This window comes from Paeniglutamicibacter sp. GQ140 (assembly GCF_059759235.1).
Genome location: NZ_JCAXDW010000002.1, coordinates 374,450 through 395,355 on the forward strand (window position 1 = coordinate 374,450; position 20,906 = coordinate 395,355).

The 20,906-nt window shown below is 68.7% G+C and carries 16 protein-coding genes; 10 read left to right on the forward strand and 6 right to left on the reverse strand.

Features of this window, described 5'->3' with window-relative positions:
* Window positions 1–27: 27 nt before the first annotated feature.
* Entirely contained in the window at window positions 28–1,899 is a 1,872-nt protein-coding gene (gene glmS / locus AC6CHY_RS04475; RefSeq protein ID WP_217389458.1) for a glutamine--fructose-6-phosphate transaminase (isomerizing), read from the forward strand.
* Window positions 1,900–1,994: 95 nt separating this feature from the next.
* Here glmS and AC6CHY_RS04480 read toward each other — a convergent pair whose 3' ends face one another.
* On the reverse strand, window positions 1,995–2,558 hold the full coding sequence (locus AC6CHY_RS04480) for a mycothiol transferase (RefSeq protein WP_217389457.1): 564 nt from the start codon (window positions 2,556–2,558) through the stop codon (window positions 1,995–1,997).
* Between the two features lie 127 nt (window positions 2,559–2,685).
* Between AC6CHY_RS04480 and AC6CHY_RS04485 the strand changes: the two genes are divergently transcribed.
* Both AC6CHY_RS04485 and AC6CHY_RS04490 read left to right on the forward strand, forming a co-directional pair.
* Complete coding sequence (locus tag AC6CHY_RS04485) at window positions 2,686–3,036, forward strand: holo-ACP synthase (protein WP_217389456.1); 351 nt, start codon at window positions 2,686–2,688, stop codon at window positions 3,034–3,036.
* A gap of 64 nt (window positions 3,037–3,100) precedes the next feature.
* Window positions 3,101–4,636 (forward strand): NAD(P)H-hydrate dehydratase, encoded by a 1,536-nt coding sequence (locus tag AC6CHY_RS04490; RefSeq protein ID WP_217389455.1) that lies wholly within the window; start codon window positions 3,101–3,103, stop codon window positions 4,634–4,636.
* Window positions 4,637–4,974: 338 nt separating this feature from the next.
* Here the strand turns inward: AC6CHY_RS04490 and AC6CHY_RS04495 are convergent, their stop codons facing one another.
* From AC6CHY_RS04495 to nagB, 4 genes are all read right to left on the reverse strand, one after another.
* On the reverse strand, window positions 4,975–6,318 hold the full coding sequence (locus AC6CHY_RS04495; protein ID WP_498225709.1) for a UDP-glucose dehydrogenase family protein: 1,344 nt from the start codon (window positions 6,316–6,318) through the stop codon (window positions 4,975–4,977).
* 129 nt (window positions 6,319–6,447) lie between these two features.
* Window positions 6,448–7,794 (reverse strand): phosphoglucosamine mutase, encoded by a 1,347-nt coding sequence (gene glmM / locus AC6CHY_RS04500; protein WP_217389453.1) that lies wholly within the window; start codon window positions 7,792–7,794, stop codon window positions 6,448–6,450.
* 187 nt (window positions 7,795–7,981) lie between these two features.
* Complete coding sequence (locus AC6CHY_RS04505; protein WP_498225711.1) at window positions 7,982–10,618, reverse strand: exo-alpha-sialidase; 2,637 nt, start codon at window positions 10,616–10,618, stop codon at window positions 7,982–7,984.
* A gap of 115 nt (window positions 10,619–10,733) precedes the next feature.
* On the reverse strand, window positions 10,734–11,522 hold the full coding sequence (gene nagB / locus AC6CHY_RS04510; protein ID WP_498225712.1) for a glucosamine-6-phosphate deaminase: 789 nt from the start codon (window positions 11,520–11,522) through the stop codon (window positions 10,734–10,736).
* Between the two features lie 72 nt (window positions 11,523–11,594).
* Between nagB and AC6CHY_RS04515 the strand changes: the two genes are divergently transcribed.
* Complete coding sequence (locus AC6CHY_RS04515) at window positions 11,595–12,329, forward strand: GntR family transcriptional regulator (protein ID WP_498225713.1); 735 nt, start codon at window positions 11,595–11,597, stop codon at window positions 12,327–12,329.
* 52 nt (window positions 12,330–12,381) lie between these two features.
* Complete coding sequence (nagA, locus tag AC6CHY_RS04520) at window positions 12,382–13,518, forward strand: N-acetylglucosamine-6-phosphate deacetylase (RefSeq protein ID WP_498225715.1); 1,137 nt, start codon at window positions 12,382–12,384, stop codon at window positions 13,516–13,518.
* 32 nt (window positions 13,519–13,550) lie between these two features.
* Here the strand turns inward: nagA and AC6CHY_RS04525 are convergent, their stop codons facing one another.
* Window positions 13,551–14,282, reverse strand: coding sequence for a FadR/GntR family transcriptional regulator (locus tag AC6CHY_RS04525; RefSeq protein WP_217389448.1), 732 nt, complete (start codon window positions 14,280–14,282; stop codon window positions 13,551–13,553).
* 152 nt (window positions 14,283–14,434) lie between these two features.
* On the opposite strand from AC6CHY_RS04525, the gene AC6CHY_RS04530 reads away from it, so the two are divergent.
* The 5 genes from AC6CHY_RS04530 (at window position 14,435) to AC6CHY_RS04550 (ending at window position 20,906) form a co-directional block, all read left to right on the forward strand.
* Window positions 14,435–16,045, forward strand: coding sequence for an ABC transporter substrate-binding protein (locus AC6CHY_RS04530; protein WP_498225717.1), 1,611 nt, complete (start codon window positions 14,435–14,437; stop codon window positions 16,043–16,045).
* Window positions 16,046–16,145: 100 nt separating this feature from the next.
* Window positions 16,146–17,099 (forward strand): ABC transporter permease, encoded by a 954-nt coding sequence (locus tag AC6CHY_RS04535; RefSeq protein ID WP_498225719.1) that lies wholly within the window; start codon window positions 16,146–16,148, stop codon window positions 17,097–17,099.
* A gap of 2 nt (window positions 17,100–17,101) precedes the next feature.
* Window positions 17,102–19,120 (forward strand): dipeptide/oligopeptide/nickel ABC transporter permease/ATP-binding protein, encoded by a 2,019-nt coding sequence (locus AC6CHY_RS04540; RefSeq protein WP_498225721.1) that lies wholly within the window; start codon window positions 17,102–17,104, stop codon window positions 19,118–19,120.
* Entirely contained in the window at window positions 19,117–19,983 is an 867-nt protein-coding gene (locus AC6CHY_RS04545; protein WP_217389445.1) for an ABC transporter ATP-binding protein, read from the forward strand. The genes AC6CHY_RS04540 and AC6CHY_RS04545 overlap by 4 nt, the downstream gene beginning before the upstream one ends.
* Entirely contained in the window at window positions 19,980–20,906 is a 927-nt protein-coding gene (locus AC6CHY_RS04550) for a dihydrodipicolinate synthase family protein (protein WP_217389444.1), read from the forward strand. Before AC6CHY_RS04545 ends, AC6CHY_RS04550 begins: the two co-directional genes overlap by 4 nt.

Consider the following 20,906-nt stretch of genomic DNA (forward strand, 5'->3'; position numbering starts at 1 on the left):
CTTGCGCGGCACGGTAATCTTTTTGGCATGTGTGGAATCGTTGGATACGTAGGTAATGCTGGACGCGCAGCCGATCACGGGGCGCTCGATGTGATTCTTGAGGGTCTTCGACGCCTCGAATATCGCGGCTATGACTCGGCCGGACTGGCCGTCGTCACCGAAGCGGGCATCGACTCGCGCAAGAAGTCGGGCAAGCTGAACAACCTCGTCGAGGCCCTGGAAGCCGATCCGCTGCCGTCCTCCCTGACCGGCATTGGCCACACCCGCTGGGCGACCCACGGCGGCCCCACGGATGGCAACGCCCACCCGCACCTGGCCGACGGAGGGAACCTCGCGCTGATCCACAACGGCATCATCGAGAACTTCGCCGAGCTCAAGGGCAAGCTGCTAGCAGAGGGCGTCGAGTTCCTTTCCGAAACCGACACCGAAGTGGCAGCTGCCCTGTTGGGCTCCGTCTACCGCGGAGCCGGCGAAGGCAACCTCACCCGTTCGATGGAGCTGGCCGCCCGCCAACTCGAGGGTGCATTCACCTTGCTGGCTGTTCACGCGGACCACCCGGGCGTCGTCGTGGCCGCTCGCCGCAACTCCCCCCTGGTCCTGGGCCTGGGCGACGGCGAGAACTTCCTGGGCTCGGATGTTTCGGGATTCATCGACTTCACCCGCCGCGCGGTGGAGCTGGGGCAGGACCAGATCGTCACGATCACCCCCGATTCCCACAGCATCACCGACTTCTCCGGCAACCCTGCCGAAGGCAAGGAATTCCACGTCGACTGGGATGCCGCCAGCGCCGAAAAGGGCGGCTTCGGCTCCTTCATGGAAAAGGAAATCTTCGACCAGCCCGCTGCGGTGGCCGACACCCTGCTGGGCCGCTCGGACGCCTTTGGCCGACTGACCCTCGATGAACTGCGCATCTCCCCCGAGGAACTCGCCGCCGTCACCAAGATCGTTGTGCTGGCCTGTGGAACCTCCGCCTACGCGGGATCCGTGGCCAAGTACGCCATCGAGAACTGGTGCCGGATCCCGGTCGAGGTCGAGCTGAGCCACGAGTTCCGCTACCGCGACCCGATCGTGAACGAGAACACCCTGGTCGTTTCCATCTCGCAGTCCGGCGAGACCATGGATACGCTCATGGCCGTGCGCTACGCCAAGGAACAGGGCGCCAAGACCCTGGCCATCTGCAACACCAACGGCTCCACCATCCCGCGTGAATCCGATGCAGTGCTGTACACGCACGCCGGACCGGAAATCGCCGTTGCCTCCACCAAGGCGTTCCTCGCGCAGATCACCGCCACCTACCTGCTCGGCCTGTACCTGGCCCAGTTGCGCGGCAACCTGTTCTCCGGACAGATCAAGGACATCCTTGCCGACCTGGGCAAGATCCCGGCCAAGATCCAGGACGTCCTGGACCGCGCGGATGAAATCAAGTCGCTGGCCCGTTCCATGCAGGAGACCGAGTCGGTTCTCTTCCTGGGCCGCCACGTTGGCTACCCGGTAGCCATGGAAGGCGCCCTGAAGCTCAAGGAAATCGCCTACATCCATGCAGAGGGCTTCGCCGCAGGCGAGCTCAAGCACGGCCCGATCGCTCTGATCGAGGAGGGCAAGCCGGTCTTCGTGGTTGTCCCCTCGCCGCGCGGCCGCGATTCGCTGCACTCCAAGGTCGTCTCGAACATCCAGGAAGTGCGCGCCCGCGGCGCCAAGACCCTGGTCATCGCCGAGGAAGGCGACGAGGCGGTTCGCGACTACGCCGAGTTCGTGTTCTACCTTCCGGAGACTCCGGTGCTGCTGATGCCGCTGCTGGCCACCGTCCCGCTGCAGCTCTTCGCCTGCGAATTGGCCTCGGCCAAGGGGCTGGACGTGGACCAGCCGCGCAACCTGGCAAAGTCGGTCACTGTCGAGTAGGTCCTGGACCAAAATACGTTCCGCTTCCGGCGGTGCCGGTGCTTCCCGAAACGCGGAAGCACCGGCACCGCCGGTTTTAAGGAACGTGCCTTCCCTCAGCCGGATTGGTCGGCGTAGATCCCACGCAGGAATTCCGCCTGACCCAAGTGCGAGGCGGTCTCGTTGAGGACGCTAATCAGCCTGACCCCGGCGGTGACGGGTGGATTCCACCGCCGGTCAATAACGGTCGAAAGGTCCGCCTCGGGCAAGGCCGACAGGATGCCCATTGCTTGTTCGTGCACATCCCGGTGGTAGCCGAGCAGGTACTCGGCGTCATACATCCCGAAATCCGCAACCTGGTCACTGCTGTGCCCGAAGCCGGTATCGAGCCGGCGGTAGGGCAGATTGAAACGGGTCACCCAGTCCCGGGCGATCCAACACTGCTCGAGCGTTGATTCCCCATCCAGTGCCCTGGCCAGATGCGTGAAGTGGTCATCCTCGATGCGGGTCAGATGCCAGATGAGCCATGCCATGGAATTCGAATGACTGCTCGCCCTAAAGCTCAGCATCCGCGGTTCGGCCTCGGCCAGGAGCCGCTGGAGGCCATCCCGAATGCGGCCAAAGCCGTCCCGCAACAGCGCAATCGCGCTTGGCTCAATTCCGATCTCATTCACCGTCACTGCCTGTCCCTTCCCATCGGTTCGCTGGACGCACTGCCTCGTAGCCTACGACTCCGGTGGTCGGCATGCCATAGCAAGAATCCGTATCCGGCATGGAGCTACTCCGGAAGCCGATAAACTCGGAGGCATGATCGTGGGAATTGGTGTTGATGTAGTGGAGGTCTCGCGCTTCAAGGCGCAACTGGAGCGGACCCCGGCCTTGCGCGAGCGCCTCTTTGTTCCCGCGGAACGCGAGCTCCACGTGAGGTCCCTGGCCGCACGATTCGCTGCCAAGGAAGCCATTGCGAAGGCATTGGGTGCTCCGGCAGGCATGAACTGGCAGCATTGCTGGATCGAGAAAGACGGCGCCGGCGACCCCTTTGTGGTGCTTGACGGCTCGGTTGCCGAGGCGGCCGCAAGAAAAGGTGTGGTGCACTGGCACCTGTCCATGAGCCACGACGGCGATCTGGCCACCGCCATGGTCGTCGCCGAACGGTAGACAGGCACCTCCCGACTGGCCATGGCTGCGGCAATTCGCCTCCGGAGTTGGGTATTCTGAACTAATGATCCCCGTCTACGCCGGTTCCCACGTTCGAGATGCCGAAGCCCAGCTGCTGCGCGATGCCAACGACCTGACCTTGATGCACCGGGCCGCAGACGCACTGGCACACCAGGCAGTGCTATTGCTCAAGGAAAATACGGGACGGCTGTACGGCTCCCGTGCTGTGGCCCTGATCGGTCCGGGAAACAACGGCGGGGACGGGCTCTTCGCCCTCGCCACCTTGGCCAAGCGCGGGGTGCAGGCCACCGCGGTGTTGCTGGGAACCGACGCCCACCAGGCCGGATTGAAGTCACTGTCACGTGCGGGCGGGCGCACGGCAACCTTGGCGGGCCTGGACGACCTCCTGGTTAACTGCGATCTGCTGATCGATGCCGGCTATGGCACCGGGGGCCGTCCCGGGGCGAAGCTTCCCGAGGTGCCCCGCGAAATCCCCGTACTGGCGTGCGACCTTCCCAGCGGGGTGAACCCCGACACCGGCGCCGCGGCGGACAACGTCATCCCGGCCGACCGCACCGTCAGCTTCGGTGCGCTGAAGACTGGGCTTGTGGTGGGATCGGGCCACCTGGTGTCCGGGAACATTCTCGTCACCGACCTGGGGCTCTCCGCAACCTTGCCCGAACCCGAGGCCTGGATGGTGCAGGGAGACGACCTCGAACTTCTGCTGGACCGAAATACCGACTGGAGCGCGGCCGGCAGGCACAAGTACCAGCGAGGGGTGCTGGGGCTGATGGCGGGCTCCGCGAAGTACCCCGGCGCTGCGGTGCTCACCGCCAGGGCCGCGGTTTCCAGCGGGCTCGGCCTGCTGCGCACTCTGGTCCCGGAGGCCGTTGCTACGGCCTTGACCACCCAGGTGCCGGAGTCCGTTCCGCTGGCGACCCCGGAGCTGACGGCCCTGTTGGCACGCAACCGCCGCAATGAGCGCGAGGGTGCGACCCGCATCGGAGCCTGGGCCATCGGCCCGGGGCTTGAGGACACCGAGGACACCCGCCGACACTTGGCCATGATCCTGGCCGCGAGCACTCCCTGTGTCATCGATGCAGGCGCGCTTTCCATGCTGGAACCGGGCGGACACCACCAGTTGCGGATTCTCACCCCGCATGCCGGGGAACTGCACGCCCTGCTGGCCAAGGCCGGCGTACGCGTCAGCTCCCGCGATATCTCCAACGACCCGATCCGCTGGGCCCGCTGGGCTGCCGTTGCCTACGACTGCGTGGTCCTTCTCAAGGGGCCCTCGACAATTTGCACCGCTCCCGACGGCTACACCCTGATCGTCCACGCCTCCACCCCTGATCTTGCCACCGCCGGCAGCGGCGACGTGCTCACGGGCATCCTCGGCACGCTGTTGGCGGCAGCGAATTTCCCCGCCACGCCCACCGCGGCCGACGTCGTGGCGCAGAGCCATCGCCTGGTGGACCTGGCCGCGGCCGGTGCCCTGGTCCATGCGCATGCGGGCGCGTTGGCGGCACACGAAGGCATGGTCAGCGCCGTCGACCTGCTGCAGGAACTCCCCCGCGCTGGCCGCGAGCTGGGGCTTTAGGGACGTCGCCGCCGGTCGGCGGGCCGGACCCGGAATGCGGCCCGGAAGCAGGACCGGATTAACGAAAGGGACCCACCAACATTGCGAGTGCTTGGTGGGTCCCTCGCATTTGCGGATACTTGGGGTACACGCAAATACTGCGTGGACAATTGGGGTAATCCACGCTCAAGTCATGCTACCCAAATTCCGGATGTTCGCCTGCCTAATTGACCACCAAAATTGAATTCGATTGTCATGGCGCGAAGCGGCGCGACGGACCGCCCAGGCACCGAGACGATGGCCGGTGCCGGAACGGAGCGGCGCATGTCCACCGCCGCGTGGCCGGCCGTCGCCAGGGCCTAGAGCTCTCCGTCGAGCGGAGCATGGTGCTGGCCCATGCCCACGATCTCCCAGCCGGACGCTTCCCACTGCTTCCGGTTCAGGACGTTTCTTCCATCGATGAGGCGCCGGGCAGCCACCAAGTGCTCGAGGTCAGCTGGAACCAGGGCCTTGAATTCCGCCCATTCGGTCAGCAGCAGCACCAAGTCGGCATCCTGCACGGCCTCGGGCAGGTCACCTGCGTACTGCAGCCGCGGAAAACGCTCGGCCGCGTTCTTGTTGCCCTTGGGGTCGTAGACGAGTACGTCGGCACCGGCGTTGTACAGCCGCACGGCGATGTCCAGCGCCGGGGAATCCCGCACGTCGTCGGAGTCGGGCTTGAAGGTGACCCCGAGGACCGCAATGCGAGCCCCGACCAGGTCGTCCTTGAGCATCACGTTCGCCAGGCGGACCACGCGTTCGCGCCGGCGCAGGTTGATCTCGTCCACTTCGGCCAGGAAGCCCATGGTGTGCGTCAGGCCCAGTTCACTGGTCCTCGCCTGCAAGGCCCGGATGTCCTTGGGCAGGCAACCGCCGCCGAAGCCCACGCCTGCATTGAGGAACTTGCGCCCGATGCGCGCGTCGTGGCCCAGTGCGTCGGCCAGCACCGTGATGTCCCCGCCGATGGTCTCGGTGACCTCGGCAAAGGAGTTGATAAAGGAGATCTTGGTGGCCAGGAAGGCGTTGGCCGCGACCTTGACCAGTTCCGCGGTCTCAAAGTCCGTCACGATCAGCGGGGTGTCCGCCTCCAGGGCATTGGCGTAGACCTCGCGCAGGATGGCCTCGGAGGTCCCGTCCTCGACACCCAGCACCAGGCGGTCCGGGGACATGGTGTCCGCCACGGCGAAGCCCTCGCGCAGGAACTCGGGGTTCCAGGCCAGGGAGATCTGCGCATCGGGGTGGGCGTTGGCCGCAATCAGCCCGCGCAGCCTGCGGGCGGTGCCCACCGGAACCGTGGACTTGCCCACGATCAGTGCAGTGCCGCGAATGCGGGCGGCAAGCTCGGCCACCGCCGCGTCGACGTAGCGCATGTCTGCCCCGTGCCCGTCGGCACGCTGCGGGGTGCCGACGCCCACGAAGTGGATGTCTGCCCAGGAGGCCACCTGCTCATAGTCGGTGGTGAAGCGCAGCCGGCCCGAGGCCACGTGCTTGCGCAACAACTCCCCCAGGCCAGGTTCGTGGAAGGGCAACCTGCCTTCGGACAGGGCCTGGATCTTTGCCGGGTCGACGTCAACGCCGATGACTTCGAAGCCGAGTTCAGCCATGCAGGCCGCGTGTGTCGCGCCCAGGTATCCGGTACCTATCACCGATATCTTCATGCTCATGCCCGTGGAACACCCTTTCGAAAATCACTGGTGCAGCCTGGGGCTGCACATTTCAAATGCGTGTGGCCGAGCGCCTGACACCGTTGGTGCCGGAACACTCGGCCACGGTCTCAATGTTGCAAAAAGAATCTATAGCGCCAGTTCGCGTGAAACGACCTCGGCCAGCGAGGTGGCCAGCGATTGGGCCATGTCCTGCGAGGTGGCTTCCACCATCACGCGCACCACGGGTTCGGTGCCCGAGGGGCGCAGCAGCACCCGGCCGTTGCTCCCGAGTTCCGCCTCGGCGGCAACGATCGCGGCGATCAGCATCTGGTTGCTTGGTGCCGCTTCCTTGTCAACGCCCTTGACGTTGATCAGCACCTGCGGCAGCACCGTCATGGCTCCGGCAAGTTCCTTCAGGGACTTGCCGGTGGCGTTGACGCGGGCCGCAATGTGCAGGCCGGTCAGCACCCCGTCGCCGGTGGTGGCGTGGTCCGCGAAGATCACGTGGCCGGATTGCTCGCCACCCAGGTTGTAGCCGCCCTCGCGCATGCCCTCGAGCACGTAGCGGTCCCCCACGCCGGTTTCCTTGATCGTGATGCCGGCCTCGCGCATCGCGATCTTCAGGCCCAGGTTGCTCATCACGGTGGCGACCAGGGTGTTGTCCTTCAGGACGCCGCGTTCCTTCATGTCCATGGCCATGACCGCCATGATCTGGTCCCCGTCCACGACGGTTCCCTCGTGGTCGACGGCCAGGCAGCGGTCGGCGTCGCCGTCGTGGGCGATGCCCAGGTCGGCCCCGTTGTCCACCACTGCCGCCTGCAGGCGTTCAAGGTGCGTCGAGCCGTAGCCGTCGTTGATGTTGATGCCGTCGGGTTCCGCGCCAATGACCACGACTTGGGCACCGGCGGCGTTGAACACCTCCGGCGAGCAGCCGCTGGCCGCGCCGTGCGCGCAGTCAAGGACGATCTTGAGCCCGTCCAGGCGGTGGGGCAGCGTCTGCAACAGGTGCATGATGTAACGGTCCTCGGCATCGGCGAAGCGCGAGATGCGTCCCACGTCCGCGCCGACCGGGCGGTGCTTGGGCTTCTCCATGGCCGCCTCGATGGCGTCCTCCAGGGCGTCGTCGAGTTTCTTGCCGCCGCGGGCCAGGAACTTGATCCCGTTGTCGGGTGCCGCGTTGTGTGAGGCGGAGATCATGACGCCGAAGTCGGCACCCAGGTCCGCGACCAGGTATGCCGCCGCCGGAGTCGGCAGGGTCCCCGCATCGTGCACGTCGACGCCGGAAGCCGCGAGGCCCGCCTCGATCGCAGCCGAAAGGAAGTCGCCACTGATCCTTGGATCCTTGGCCACCACCGCCACGGGCCTGCGCCCGTCATCTATTTGTTCGTGCCCCAGCACCATGGCGGCGGCCTGTGAAAGCGCCATCGCCAGCTCGGGGGTCAGAAGTTCGTTTGCTTTTCCGCGGACACCATCGGTCCCAAATAACCTTGCCATCGCGACTCATCATAACCCGCTCCCGGATCATTCCCCGGTATTTCTCCACGGGGCACCCTTTGGGCTGCCCACGGCTCCGGACGGGCCCGAAGCCAAGCCCCATGCCCGGGGACGGCCCGGCGCAGGGGCCCCGCGACCTGATGGCCGCAGGTCCCCTGCACCCGGTCCCCGGCACGGGGTGCCGGAACTAGCCGGCCCGCCCGGAATCCACGGTGACCCGCAGCGGAAGGGAGGTGGAGGTGCCGGCCGCGTTCTGGAGTTCGGCGGTGTAGCGGCGGTTTCCGTCCGCCCTCCCGGTGAGCCCGACCACGGCGCGTTGGGAACGCGGGCTGTCGGCCTTCAGCTGCTGGCCGTGGATCAGACGGCCGTCCTCAAAGAGACGGAAGACACTTGCATTGGTCCCGCGCGGCAGCTCCATCACCACGGAGAAGTCCCCGTCCCAGCGCGCGGCGCCGGCCTCGGGCGCCAGGGACAGCCTGCTGGTGGCCGGGACCTGGGTCTCCACGTCGGTGGGTTCCCAGGCTTCGGGGTCCAGGGGCAGCTGCACCGGGCCCAGCGCGAGCTGCGCAGTGGCCTGCCTATTGCCGTTGGACGCCGCCAGTTGCACGGTGCGTTCGGCCAGTTGGCCACTGAGGGCCTCCTGCGCCGTGAGCTCGTGGACGAGCTCGGTCTCGAGGGTGGCCCCGGGGGCGAGTGCGCCGGCGAGCGCCTGGTCCCCGGCGCGGATCCCGGTCAGCCTGACGTTGCCGGTGTTGGACAGGACCGCCGGGTGCCTCACCGTGTCCCCCGCGGAGGCATGGCCGTTGCCGTCCTCGTCGGTGAAGGTTCCCGCGGAGGCGCTTGCCGCCAGGCCGGGGGCGCGCACCAGCAGGTCGACCTCGCCGCCGTCGACGGAATACTTTTTGACGACCGTGGCGTAGTCCGGGATCCGCCCGGCGGTCCAGGTGCTGGCGGGGACGAAGAAGCCGTCGGCCACCTCCGCCTCCGTCACCGTGTGCCGGGGCGTGGCGCAGTCGTAGGAGGCGCCGGCGGCGAGCGACGAGTAGCGGCAGTTGCCCGCCGGGCTGCTCTGGCCCACCGGTGCGGCAACCAGCGGGGTGAAGTTGCCTTCGGTCGGCACCACCCAGGTGGTGGTGTTGCCGGTGTTGGCGACGTGGAAGGAGTAGGGAAGTTTCTCTCCGGCCGCGTAGGGAGCCGCGGCGAGGTCGCGGACCCCGTCGGTGCGCTTGCCCGAGACCTCGAGCGAGACGATTTCCTGCCCCTTGACCGCGACGGCCAGCGTGCCGTGCGAGGTGCGGCCGTCGGCGGCGGTGAAGCGGGCCTGCAGTTTCACGGTTCCGTTGGCCGTGGCCGGGGCGGTGACCGGGAGCCGGAGGGTGGCTTCGGCGCCGGCGGCCAGCGGGGCGAGGTCGGCGGTGCCCAGGTCCCATCCGTCCGGGCCGGTGAGTGTCAGCGTGCCCGAGAGCGCGGTGGCTTCCTGGTTGGCGATGCGCACGGATGCCTCGGCACTGCCTCCGGCGTCCAGTGCCAGCGGCGCAGCTGACAGCGGGGCGCAGGCCACATTGAGCCAGTCTTGGTCGAACGTGGCCAAGGGGAGGTCGTTGGTGTAGCTGCCCTCGTAGAAGACCCCGTAGAGCCCGTCGTCCAGCGCGGTGGCCACCGAGTAGGCGGAGAAGCCGGAGCGGATGGTGCGCAGCCCGGGCCAGCTTTCCCCGTCGTCGCAGGAGACCCGGGCCGAGACGTTGCGGCGCTCGGTGGGGTGGTTGGTCCCGGTGTAGAGCAGCATCTTCGCCTCCGCGCTGCCCTCGGCCGCTTCGGGGAACATCCGGGTCACGTGGGCGTTGTTGGTCGGGTCCACAAGCTCGGTGTCGGCTTGAACCGGCGAGTAGCTGTGGCCGCCGTCGGTGGAGATCGCCACCTTGCGCAATCCCCCGTTGTTCGAGTCGCGGGAGTTGAGCATCACCCGTCCGTCGGAGAGCTCGACGACCTTGTTCTCGTCCATCCCGGTGCCGATGAATTCCCCGCGCTCCCAGGTCTGGCCGTGGTCATCCGAATATACGGAGTAGGCCTGGATCGGCGTGCTGCCGTCGGCTTGCATGACCCGGCCGGCGTACTGCTGCACCAGCCGCCCGGCGTGGGCCCCGTAGCGCAGCTGGATGCCGGCCCCGGAGGTGGCGAAGGTGGACTTCACGTCGCCCGGTTCGGGGGTGGCGTCGGCGCCGGGCTTGGCCACGTCGGTGATCAGGCGCGGTTCGCTCCAGCTCACCCCGCCGTCGCCCGAGGAGACCACCGCGGCGCTGATGACGTTTCGGTCGGCGTCGTCGTTCCCGAAGGTGCTGCCGTGGAAGCCCTGGTCCTTGGAATAGACGAAGAAGGCAAAGACGGTGTTGGTTTGTGCATCGACCACGAAGCTGGGGTCGCTGTAGCCGTACTTCAAGGTCTCGGCGTCGCCCAGGTGGCCGGCGGCGATGGTGGTCATCTCCCCGAAGGTCTTGCCGTTGTCGGTGCTGCGGCGCATCACGATGCTGTTGGCATTGGGCGCGTCGGCGGCGGAATTGGGGCGGGCGTCCCAGGAGGCGAGCACCACGCCGTTGCCCAGGTGGGCGAGGGCGGGAATGCGGTAGAAGTAGTTTTCGCTTGTGCGGTCGGCGGCGAGGTTCGCCTCGGTGTAGGTGCCCGGGGCGGCGAAGGGGTCGGTGCCGGGTGCCGACAGGGCGGCGCCCGCGGATCCGGCCAGGGCGACGGGGGCCAACAGGGCCAGGAGCGCCGCGGTGGCCAGGGGGCGGGCCGCGCGTGAAAGTCGGGGTTTCGGGTGATCGGTCATCTCTTGGGAAGTGCCTTTCCGGCTTGGGAGGGTCGGTGAGGTCGAGCAAAGAGGTAGGACATCCGATCTATGGATACGTGACATCGCCCACATCTGTCAAGCGTCGCGCATCGCCTCAATCCCGCTTCGGGGCACCCCCGGGCGCGTTGTCCCGGGCGAAGTCGTAGTATTCGCGGTCGGCAAGCAGCGAGGCCGCGGCCTCGTCCAGGACCACCGTCGCCCGCTCATGGAGCTGCAGCGCGCTCGCGGGGCAGAAGGCGCCCAGCGGCCCTTCCGCCATGGCCGCCACCGCGGCCGCCTTGGACTCGCCGGTGGCCACCAGCAGCACCGAGCGGGCGCGCAGGATGGTGCCAATGCCCTGGGTCAGGCAATGCACCGGAACCGCCTCGACGTCTCCCCCGAAGAACCGCGCGTTGTCGCGCCGGGTGCGCGGGGCCAGGGTCTTGACGCGGGTGCGGCTGCCCAGCGACGAGCCGGGCTCGTTGAAGCCGATGTGCCCGTTGGCCCCGATCCCCAGCAGCTGCACATCGATTCCCCCGGCCGCCTCGATCGCCGCCTCGTACTCGGCGCAGGCCGCAGGCAGGTCGGCGGCCGCGCCGTGCGGGACGTGCACCTTGCGCGGGTCAAGTCCCAGCGGGAGCGTGACCTCGCGTTCGATGACGGAGTGGTACGCCTCGGGGTGCGCGGGATCCAGCCCCACGTACTCGTCCAGGGCAAAGGCGGTGGTTCGCGAGAGGTCAAGCCCCTCGCGCGCCAGGACCGCCAGCGCCGCGTAGGTGCCCAGCGGACTGGAGCCGGTGGCCACGCCAAGCACGGGGTCCCGCCGCCCGGCCAGGGTGTCGGCGATGAGGCGGGCGGCGTGGCGGCCCACGGCCGCCGGGTCTGAGAGCACGATGATTTCCACCTGCCCAGAGTACCCACTATTCGATGATTTGTCCGTACCAATATCAATATTCTGCGGGATATACTCGGAAACATGGAGAAATCACTCGAATTGGTTCGGACCGGTTCCCCCAAGTACGTGGCTCTGGCCAACGCCCTGGCCGAACAGATCCGCACGACGCTGGCCATCGGCGATCCGCTGCCGACGGAGCGGGAGCTGCAGGCCGGCTTCGGCGTCAGCCGCGACACCGTGCGCCGGGCCATCGCCCGGCTGGCCGCCGCCGGCCTGGTCTTCAACGTGCAGGGCTCGGGAACCTACGTCGCGGACCCCGCGCAGATCCGCAAGGGCCCGCGGCTAACCGGATTCAGCCAGGACATGGCCGAGCGCGGTCTCCGGGCCTCCTCCCGCACCCTGGACTGCAGGATCGAGCCCTGCTCCGCCGACACCGCCCGCGCCCTGGGCGTGGCCGAGGGCTCCGGCGTTCTGCTGCTGCGCAGGCTCCGCCTGGCGGACCAGGCGCCCATGGCCCTGGAAACCGCCCGCCTGCTGCCGGGCCTCTTTGGCGACGGACTTCCCGATCCTGAAGGTTCGCTGGATACGCAGCTGGCTGAACACGGCCAGCGCATCATGCGGGCCAGCCAGACCATCACCGCCACCAATCTCACGGCCACCGAGGCGCACCTGCTCGACCAACCGGTTGGCGCCGCGGCCCTGCGGGTGGACCGGGTCGGCTTCACCGATCGAGGGCGGGCCATCGAGGCCACCGAGACGCTTTACCGCGGGGACCGTTACGGCTACGAAACCGCCGTGGAACGGGATCCCTCCTGAGCGCGTTCGCACCGACACCACACGCTGACCCCGACCTCGAACCGGAGCACCAATGAACCGCGTCCTCATCCATTCCGCAATTCTCGCCGGGAGCGGATCCGCTGCATCACCAGATCCGTCCGGCTGGGCGCTCGTCGAGGAGGGCTCGTTGGTGGAACTGCGCACAGGCGCGGGCTGGATCCAGCGGGTGTCCCCGGGAACCGAGGTGCTGGATGCCGGAGGGGACCTGCTGGCCCCGGGCTTCGTAGACATCCACTGCCACGGCGGCGGCGGCGCGGCCTTCGAGGACCCCGGGGGCCTGGACCCCGTCCTCTCCACGCACCGCGGCCACGGCACCGGGACCCTCGTCGCCTCGCTGGTGACCAATCCGCTGCCCGAGCTGCGCCGGGCGGTGGCCCGCCTGGCCGCCGCCACCGCGGAGGGCCGGATCGCCGGCATCCATCTGGAAGGCCCGTGCCTGGCGCCCGGGCAGCGCGGGGCCCACCACCCCGACCACTTGCTGGCGCCCTCGGTGGCAGTGCTCGAACCGCTGCTGGAGGCCGCCGGCGGCGCCATCGTGCAGGTGACCCTCGCCCCGGAACTGGATCCCGGCCTGGCGGCCACGCGCTTCCTGGTCGAACACGGCGTGCGGGTGGCGGTCGGCCACACCGAGGCCGACTACGCCACCGCCCGGGCGGCCTTCGATGCAGGGGCCTCGCTGCTCGCGCACGCGTTCAACGCCATGCCGGGGCTGCACCACCGCAACCCCGGCCCGATTGCCGCGGCCTTCGACGACGGGCGGGTGGTCCTGGAACTCATCGCCGACGGCGTGCACGTCCACGACCCGCTCATTCGGTTGCTCTTCACCCAGGCGCCGGGACGCGTGGCCCTGGTGACCGACGCGATGGCGGCCGCGGGGTTCGGCGACGGCAGCTACCAGTTGGGCGAACTCGTCGTGGAGGTGCGCGATTCGGTGGCCAGGCTCGCCGCCGGCGGCTCCATCGCCGGCAGCACCCTCACCATGGACGCCGCGGTGCGCCGGGCCGTTGCCGCCGGGGTCCCGCTCGGGGAGGCGATCCGGGCCGCGACGAGTGTCCCGGCGCGGGCGCTGGGCCTGGGCCGTGGCGCCGGAACGCTGGAGCCGGGCGCGCCGGCACCCGTGCTCCTGCGTGCGGACGGATCGCTGCGGCGCGCCTTCGCGCTTGGCTGATCCCGCCCGGCCCCCTGACCGGGGCCGGGGACCTAGCCGCCAACGGTGGTGCGGATCAGCCCGCGGATCCCGTCAAAGTGCCCGGCCATCAGCCGCGCGGCGGTGGCCTTGTCGCCGGACGCCACGGCCTCGTAGATGTCCCGGTGGTTGCGGGCCGTCTCGACCAGCAGGTCGTCGGCCGGGTCCATCTGCTCGTGCAGCTTCGAGTAGGCCGACCAAAAGACCCCCAGCAGGTTGGTGAGCATCCCGTTTTCCAGCGGCTCGAACAATCCGCGGTGGAACTGCTCGTCGGCCTCGCTCAGCGGCTGGCCGGCCTCGGCCCGGGCCTCCATGTCCTCCACCGCGGCACGGACGCGTTCCAAGGCGGGCGCCGTCATCGCGTCGATGGCCGCGCCGATCAGCCCCGCCTCGAGCGCCTGGCGGACCTCGACGAGCTCGAGGGCCTCGTGGCCACTGGTGCTCAGCGAGAGCCGGGAGTGGAATTCGAGGGTTGCGGCGAGCGCGCCGAGCTGCTTGGTGGCCACGAACATGCCGTAGCCGTGGCGCACGTCCACGATGCCCAGCGCCTGGAGCACCTTGAGCGACTCGCGCACGGTGTTGCGCCCCACGCCGAGCACCTCGACAAGTTCGTGCTCGGTGGGCAGCGGATCACCAGGTACCAGCCCGCGTTCGAGGATCAGCTCCATGATTTCCTGCTGCAGGGCCTGCAGCCGGTCGGCCGCATTGGCCCTGATCCGCCGGGCGGATGGCTGTGCTGCGCTCATCGGTTTCCCTTCCTTCTGCCGCTTCGTGCCTGCGGGTCCCGCCGGGTGCGGGTCCGTGGTTGACGTTCAATGTGACTTCGCATACATTGTACTTCAGGCATAGGACATCCTACATCCGATAACCGTCCACATCCCACCCGAGGTGACCCACCATGACGCTACACAACGAAGTTTTGAACATGGCCAGCTCCCGCCGCAATTTCCTCAAACTGGCCGGGGCCATGGGCGTCGCCGGCGCGTTCGCCGCGACCCTGTCGGCCTGCGGGCCGAGCGGTTCGACCGGCACCGCCGTCTCCGGGGCCGCCGGAACCAAGCCGATCGAGGCCGGCATGTCCTACGCGCTCTCCACCGGGTTCGACCCGATGACCTCCTCCGGGGCCACCCCGATGGCAGCGAACCTGCACATCTTCGAGGGCCTGACCGAACTGCACCCGGCCACCCGCGAACGCTATCTGGCACTCGCCGCGGCCGAACCGGTCAAGGTCGGCGAGCTGGGATACGAGATCAAGCTGCGCGCCGGGGCCACCTTCCACAACGGGGACCCGGTCACCGTCGATGACGTCGTCTACTCCTTCGAGCGCGTGCTCGATGAGAAGAACGCCTCGCTCTTCGCCCAGTTCATCCCCTTCATCGACAAGGTCGCCGCCAAGGGCACCGACACGATCGCCTTCACCCTGAAGTACGCCTTCCCGCTCTTCGCCGAGCGCATTTCCATCGTCAAGATCGTCCCGAAGAAGCTGGCCTCCGCCAACCAGGCCGGCTTCGACGCCGCCCCGGTGGGCACCGGACCCTACAAGCTCGTTTCCGCGGTCAAGGACGACAAGATCGTCTTCGAGAAGTTCGAGGCCTACAACGGCCCGATGGCCGCCAAGGCCCCGGGCATGACCTGGTTCCTGCTCTCGGACGCCGCGGCCCGCGTCACCGCCGTGGAATCCGGCCGTGTCCAGGCCATCGAGGACGTCCCCTACCTGGACATCGAGCGGCTCAAGGCCAATGCCACCGTCGAGTCGGTGCAGTCCTTCGGCCTGCTCTTCCTGATGTTCAACTGCGCCGAGAAGCCCTTCGACAACAAGCTGGTCCGCCAGGCCCTGCACTACGGCCTGGACACCCAGACCGTCATCGACCGGGCCCTGCTGGGCAACGCCACCGCGGCCAGCTCCTTCGTCCAGGAAAACCACCCGGGCTACCACCGCGCCTCCACCGTCTACACCTACGACCCGGACAAGGCAGCCGCACTGCTCAAGGAGGCAGGGGTCACCGAGCTTTCCTTCGAGCTGCTGACCACCGACACCTCCTGGGTCAAGGACGCCGCCCCGGTGATCATCGAGTCCTGGAACAAGCTTCCCGGCGTCAAGGTCACGCTCAAGTCCATGCAGTCCGGTGCGCTGTACCCGGACCACGTCGACTCGGGCACCTTCCGCGTCGTCGCCGCGCCGGGTGACCCCTCGGTCTTCGGCAACGACCTGGACCTGCTGCTGTCCTGGTGGTACCGCGGCACCGTGTGGCCGCAGGACCGCTTCCGCTGGCACCAGACCAAGGAGTACGCGACCGTGCAGAAGCAGCTTGACGCCGCGGTGCGCGCCGCGGACCCGGTGGCGGCGCAGAAGGTCTGGAACCAGGTCATCGACCTGATCGCCGAGCAGGCCCCGCTCTACCCGATCCTGCACCGCATGCTCCCGACCGCCTGGAACCCGGACGCGCTGACGGGCTTCCGCCCGCTGCCGACCACCGGGCTCTCCTTCGTGGACGTCGCGCACGCCTAGCAAAAAGCCGGCGCGCCGCCGACTCCCCCATGGTCGGCGGCGCGCCATCCTTTCCCCCCTCCACCCCCGCACATCCCCGATTCCGAGGAGCACCATAAACGTGGGCAATATCCTCCGCCTGCTGGGCCGACGCCTGGCGGCACTGCCACTGATGATCCTGGGCGTGACGCTGCTGGTCTTCCTGGTCCTGCAGTTCTCCCCCGGCGACCAGGCCACCACCGCGCTCGGCGAGGGCGCCAGCGAGGAGGCCAAGGCCGCCTACCGCGCCGAACGCGGCCTCGACAAGCCGGTCCTCGTGCAGTACTTCTCCTTCCTGGCCCGCCTGCTGGTGCTTGACTTCGGCAAGACCACCCCGCCGGCCCAGCCGATCTCCGGGATTATCGCCGGGGCCTTCCCGCTGACCCTGCAGCTGACCTTCTTCGGCGTGGCCATCGCCGTGGTGCTCTCCCTGCTTCTGGGAGTCACCGCCGCGCTCTACCGCGACCGTTGGCCCGACGCGGGCATCCGCGTGCTGTCCATCGCCGCCGTGGCCACGCCCTCCTTCTGGCTGGGCATCCTGCTGATCCAGTGGCTGGCCCTGGGCACCGGGACCTTCCCCTCCGGCGGCTTCGTCCCCTTCAGCCAGGACCCCGCCGGCTACTTCCGCTCCCTCGCGCTGCCCGCCCTGGCCCTGGCCATCCCGGTCTGCGCCTCGCTGATCCGCGTGGTGCGCACCTCGATGGTCGAGGAAATGGACAAGGACTACGTCCGCACCGCCATCGGCAACGGGGTCCCGCGCCACGAGGTGATCCGCCGCAACGTGCTGCGCAACGCGCTGATCACCCCGGTCACCGTGCTGGGCCTGCGCATCGGCTACCTGCTCGGAGGCGCGGTGGTCATCGAAATGATCTTCTCGCTGCCCGGCATGGGCCAGCTCATCCTCAACGGCATCACCAACAACGACGTCTCCCTGGTCCAGGGCGTCACGCTGACCATCGCCATCACCTTCGTGCTGGTCAACATCGCCGTGGACCTGCTTTACCTGCTCATCAACCCCCGGATTAGGACGGTATGACCATGCGGTACGGACTTGCTGACCGCCTCAGCCGCCCCGGCCTCGCCTTCAGGGCCCTTCCCCTGGGCTCCAAGGCCGCCCTGCTCTTCCTGGCAGTCGTCGCCCTCGCGGCACTCTTCGCCCCCTGGCTGGCCCCGCACGACCCGCTGGCCACCGGCATCCCCGCCCAGGCACCCAGCGCCGCCAACCCCTTCGGCACCGACCGGCTGGGCCGCGACATCTACTCGCGCCTGCTCTTCGGCGCCCGCTCCTCGCTGCTCATCGGCCTGGGCGCCGTGGCGCTGGCCATCGCCGTCGGCGCGGTGCTCGGCGCGATCGCCGCCACGGCCTCGAAGTGGGTCAGCGAATCGGTCATGCGCATCATGGACATCATCATGGCCTTCCCCGGCATCGCGCTCGCCGCGGTGCTGCTGGCAACCCTGGGCAACTCCGTCCCGGTGATCATCGTCGCCATCGCCGTCATCTACATCCCGCAGCTGGCCCGCGTGGTCCGCGCCAACGTCATGGCCCAGTGGGGCGAGGACTACGTGCGCGCCGAGCAGGTGCTGGGAGCCGGACGCCTGCACATCCTGGTGCGCCACGTGGTGCGCAACACCGCCGCCCCGGTGCTGGTCTTCGCGACCGTGATGGTCGCCGACGCGATCATCTTCGAAGCCTCGCTCTCCTTCCTCGGCGCCGGCGTCCAGGACCCCGCCCCCAGCTGGGGCAACGTCATCTCCTACGGCCGCACCCTGGTGCTCAACGGCGCCTGGTGGGCCACCACCTATGCGGGCCTGCTGATCCTGCTCACGGTGCTCTGCCTGAACGTGCTCGCCGAGGGCCTCACCGACGCCATGGTGAACCCGCGGCTGCGCAAGCCGGCGAAGATCACCGAGAAGGACAACACCGCCGCCGCGGTGCTGCGCGCCGAGTCCGGCCACGGCATCGACGCCGCCTCGCCCGACGCGGCCACCCCGCCGCTGCTCGCCGCCCAACTCGAACGCCTGCGCGCCACCGAGCTGGGCCGCGGCGACAGGCTGCACCCCGACACCAAGGCCCGGCCGATCCTGCAGGTGCGCAACCTCTCCATCCGCTTCCCGGACCGCTACGGCGACACGCGGATCGTCGACAACGTCTCCTTCACCGTCAACGAGTCCGAGACCATGGGCCTGGTCGGCGAATCAGGCTGCGGCAAGTCGATCACCTCGCTGGCCATCATGGGCCTGCTGGCCCCCAACGCCGAGGTCACCGGCTCGATCATGTTCGAGGGCCGCGAACTGGTGGGCCCCGACAACCGCGAGACCACCCGCGAAAAGCTCTTCAAGGGCCTGCGCGGGGAACAGATCGCGATGGTCTACCAGGACGCCCTGTCCTCGCTGAACCCCTCGATGCTGATCCGCGAGCAGATGGAACAGCTGACCCGGCGCAACGGCCGGATGAGCCCGGAGGAATTGCTCAAGCTGGTCAAGCTGGACCCGCGCCGGACGCTGCGCTCCTACCCGCACGAACTCTCCGGCGGGCAGCGCCAGCGCGTGCTCATCGCCATGGCGCTCTCCCGCTCCCCCAAGCTCGTGGTCGCCGACGAGCCGACCACCGCGCTGGATGTCACGGTGCAGGCGCAGGTCGTGGACCTGCTCAACGAGCTGCGCGAACAGCTCGGCTTCGCCATGGTGTTCGTCAGCCACGACCTGGCGCTGGTCGCCTCCTTGGCGCACCGCGTGACGGTGATGTACGCCGGGCAGGTCGTCGAATCCGGCGCCACCGCCGAGCTGCTGGCCGATCCGAGGCACGAATACACCCGCGGCCTGCTCGGCGCGGTGCTCTCCATCGAATCCGGGGCGCAGCGCCTGCACCAGATCCCCGGGTCGGTTCCCAGCCCGCGCGACTTCGCCGCCGGGGACAGGTTCGCCGCCCGCTCCCTTGACCCCGCAGCCGACCCCGCCCGGGCCCTGTCCCTGGAACGGGTCGGGACCTCCGACCACTACTGGGCCACCGCGGCCCCGAGCACCCCGAGCACCCGCACCGAAGGAGCCAACGCATGAGCACCACCGCACCGGCCGCCGCACACCCCGCCGCGCCCGGCTCCGCCCCGGTCCTGGAACTGAAGGACCTGCACGTGCACCACCGGGCACGCGGCGGCAAGCTCTTCCACCCGACCATCGTCAAGGCCGTCAACGGGGTCGACTTCACCATCGCCCGCGGGGAGACCGTCGGCATCGTCGGGGAATCGGGCTGCGGCAAGTCGACCCTCGCCTCGGTGCTGGTGGGCCTGCGCGAACCGACCAGCGGCTCGGTGCTCTTCCACGGCGAACCGTTCTCCCGCCGCGGGCCCGCCCGCCGGGAATTCGGCAAGTCCGTTTCGATCATCTTCCAGGACCCGGCCACCGCGCTGAACCCGCGGATGACCGTGCACGACATCCTCACCGACCCGCTGCTCGTGCACGGAATCGGGACCCGGGCCACCCGCTCGGCCAAGGTCTACGAGCTGCTCGAGCTGGTCGGGCTGCCCGCCTCCGCCGCGGAGGTCTCCCCCGCCCAGATCTCCGGCGGGCAGCGCCAGCGCGTGGCCATCGCCCGGGCCCTGGCCCTTGACCCGGAACTGGTCATCGCCGACGAGCCGACCAGCGCCCTGGACGTCTCGGTCCGCGCCCAGGTGCTGAACCTGCTCACCGACCTGAAGGCCAGGCTCAACCTGGGACTGGTCTTCATCTCCCACGACATCTCCACCGTCCGCTACGTCGCGGACCGCATCTGCGTGATGAACGCCGGGCGGATCGTGGAGCAGGGCTCCGCCGCCCAGGTCTTTGACAACCCCACCAACGACTACACCCGAACCCTGCTGGGGGCCGCACCGAGTTTGCTCCAGGCCCCCGCAACCACCCGAACTCCCCTGGAGGAAGCATGAGCACCACCCCCGCATTCACCGGCGTCATCCCGCCCGTCCTCACCCCGCGCACGTCCGACGGCGCCCTGGACCTGCCGGGCCTGGAGGCGGTCGTCGAGCACCTGGTTTCCAATGGCATGCACGGCCTGTTCCCGCTGGGCTCCTCGGGCGAGACCCCGTACCTGACCGACGCCGAGCGCGAGGCCGTGCTGGCCACCGTGGTCTCGGCGACCGCCGGGCGCGTCCCGCTGCTGGTCGGCGCCAACGAGCAGACCACCGCCCGGGTGATCGAGGAGGCCCGCAAGGTCGTCTCCCGCGGGGCCGACGCCGTGGTCGCCACCACCCCGTACTACGCGATCTTCGACGCCGCCGAGGTCAAGGCGCACTTCCGCGCCATCGCCGCGGCGGTTGACGTCCCGGTCCTCGCCTACGACGTCCCGGTGCGCACCGGCTACAAGCTGGCCCCGGAGCTGCTGGCCGAGCTCGCCCACGAGGGCACCATCGCCGGGGTCAAGGACTCCTCGGGCAACGACATCGCCTTCCGCCAGCTGCGCCTGCTCACCCGCGGACTGGACGGATTCGCGCTGTTCAGCGGACACGAGGTCGTCTGCGACGCCGCCATGCTTTCGGGCGCCGACGGACTGGTCCCGGGCCTGGCCAACGTCGACCCCGCCGGCTACCGCCGGCTCTATGACGCCGCGGTGTCGGGGAACTGGGAGACCGCGGTCAAGGAACAGGACCGCCTGGCCGAGCTCTTCCGCATCGTCGAGGTCCCGGACGGATCCCGGGTCTCCCCGGGCGCCGGCGGGCTGGGCGCGTTCAAGACGGCCCTGGTGCAGCTTGGCGTCATCGGCTCCAACACCATGAGCCAGCCCATGGCATCCCTGAACGCCGAGGAGGCCGCGCGCATCCGCTCGATCCTCGCCGACACCGGGCTGCTCTAG

Excerpts from the sequence above, each read along its gene's own strand:
- glmS (WP_217389458.1), top strand. The coding sequence starts at position 28 with ATGTGTGGAATCGTTGGATACGTAGGTAATGCTGGACGCGCAGCCGAT.
- AC6CHY_RS04485 (WP_217389456.1), top strand. The coding sequence starts at position 2,686 with ATGATCGTGGGAATTGGTGTTGATGTAGTGGAGGTCTCGCGCTTCAAG.
- AC6CHY_RS04490 (WP_217389455.1), top strand. The coding sequence starts at position 3,101 with ATGATCCCCGTCTACGCCGGTTCCCACGTTCGAGATGCCGAAGCCCAG.
- AC6CHY_RS04495 (WP_498225709.1), bottom strand. The coding sequence starts at position 6,318 with ATGAGCATGAAGATATCGGTGATAGGTACCGGATACCTGGGCGCGACA.
- glmM (WP_217389453.1), bottom strand. The coding sequence starts at position 7,794 with ATGGCAAGGTTATTTGGGACCGATGGTGTCCGCGGAAAAGCAAACGAA.
- AC6CHY_RS04505 (WP_498225711.1), bottom strand. The coding sequence starts at position 10,618 with ATGACCGATCACCCGAAACCCCGACTTTCACGCGCGGCCCGCCCCCTG.
- AC6CHY_RS04515 (WP_498225713.1), top strand. The coding sequence starts at position 11,595 with ATGGAGAAATCACTCGAATTGGTTCGGACCGGTTCCCCCAAGTACGTG.
- nagA (WP_498225715.1), top strand. The coding sequence starts at position 12,382 with ATGAACCGCGTCCTCATCCATTCCGCAATTCTCGCCGGGAGCGGATCC.
- AC6CHY_RS04525 (WP_217389448.1), bottom strand. The coding sequence starts at position 14,282 with ATGAGCGCAGCACAGCCATCCGCCCGGCGGATCAGGGCCAATGCGGCC.
- AC6CHY_RS04530 (WP_498225717.1), top strand. The coding sequence starts at position 14,435 with ATGACGCTACACAACGAAGTTTTGAACATGGCCAGCTCCCGCCGCAAT.
- AC6CHY_RS04540 (WP_498225721.1), top strand. The coding sequence starts at position 17,102 with ATGCGGTACGGACTTGCTGACCGCCTCAGCCGCCCCGGCCTCGCCTTC.
- AC6CHY_RS04545 (WP_217389445.1), top strand. The coding sequence starts at position 19,117 with ATGAGCACCACCGCACCGGCCGCCGCACACCCCGCCGCGCCCGGCTCC.
- AC6CHY_RS04550 (WP_217389444.1), top strand. The coding sequence starts at position 19,980 with ATGAGCACCACCCCCGCATTCACCGGCGTCATCCCGCCCGTCCTCACC.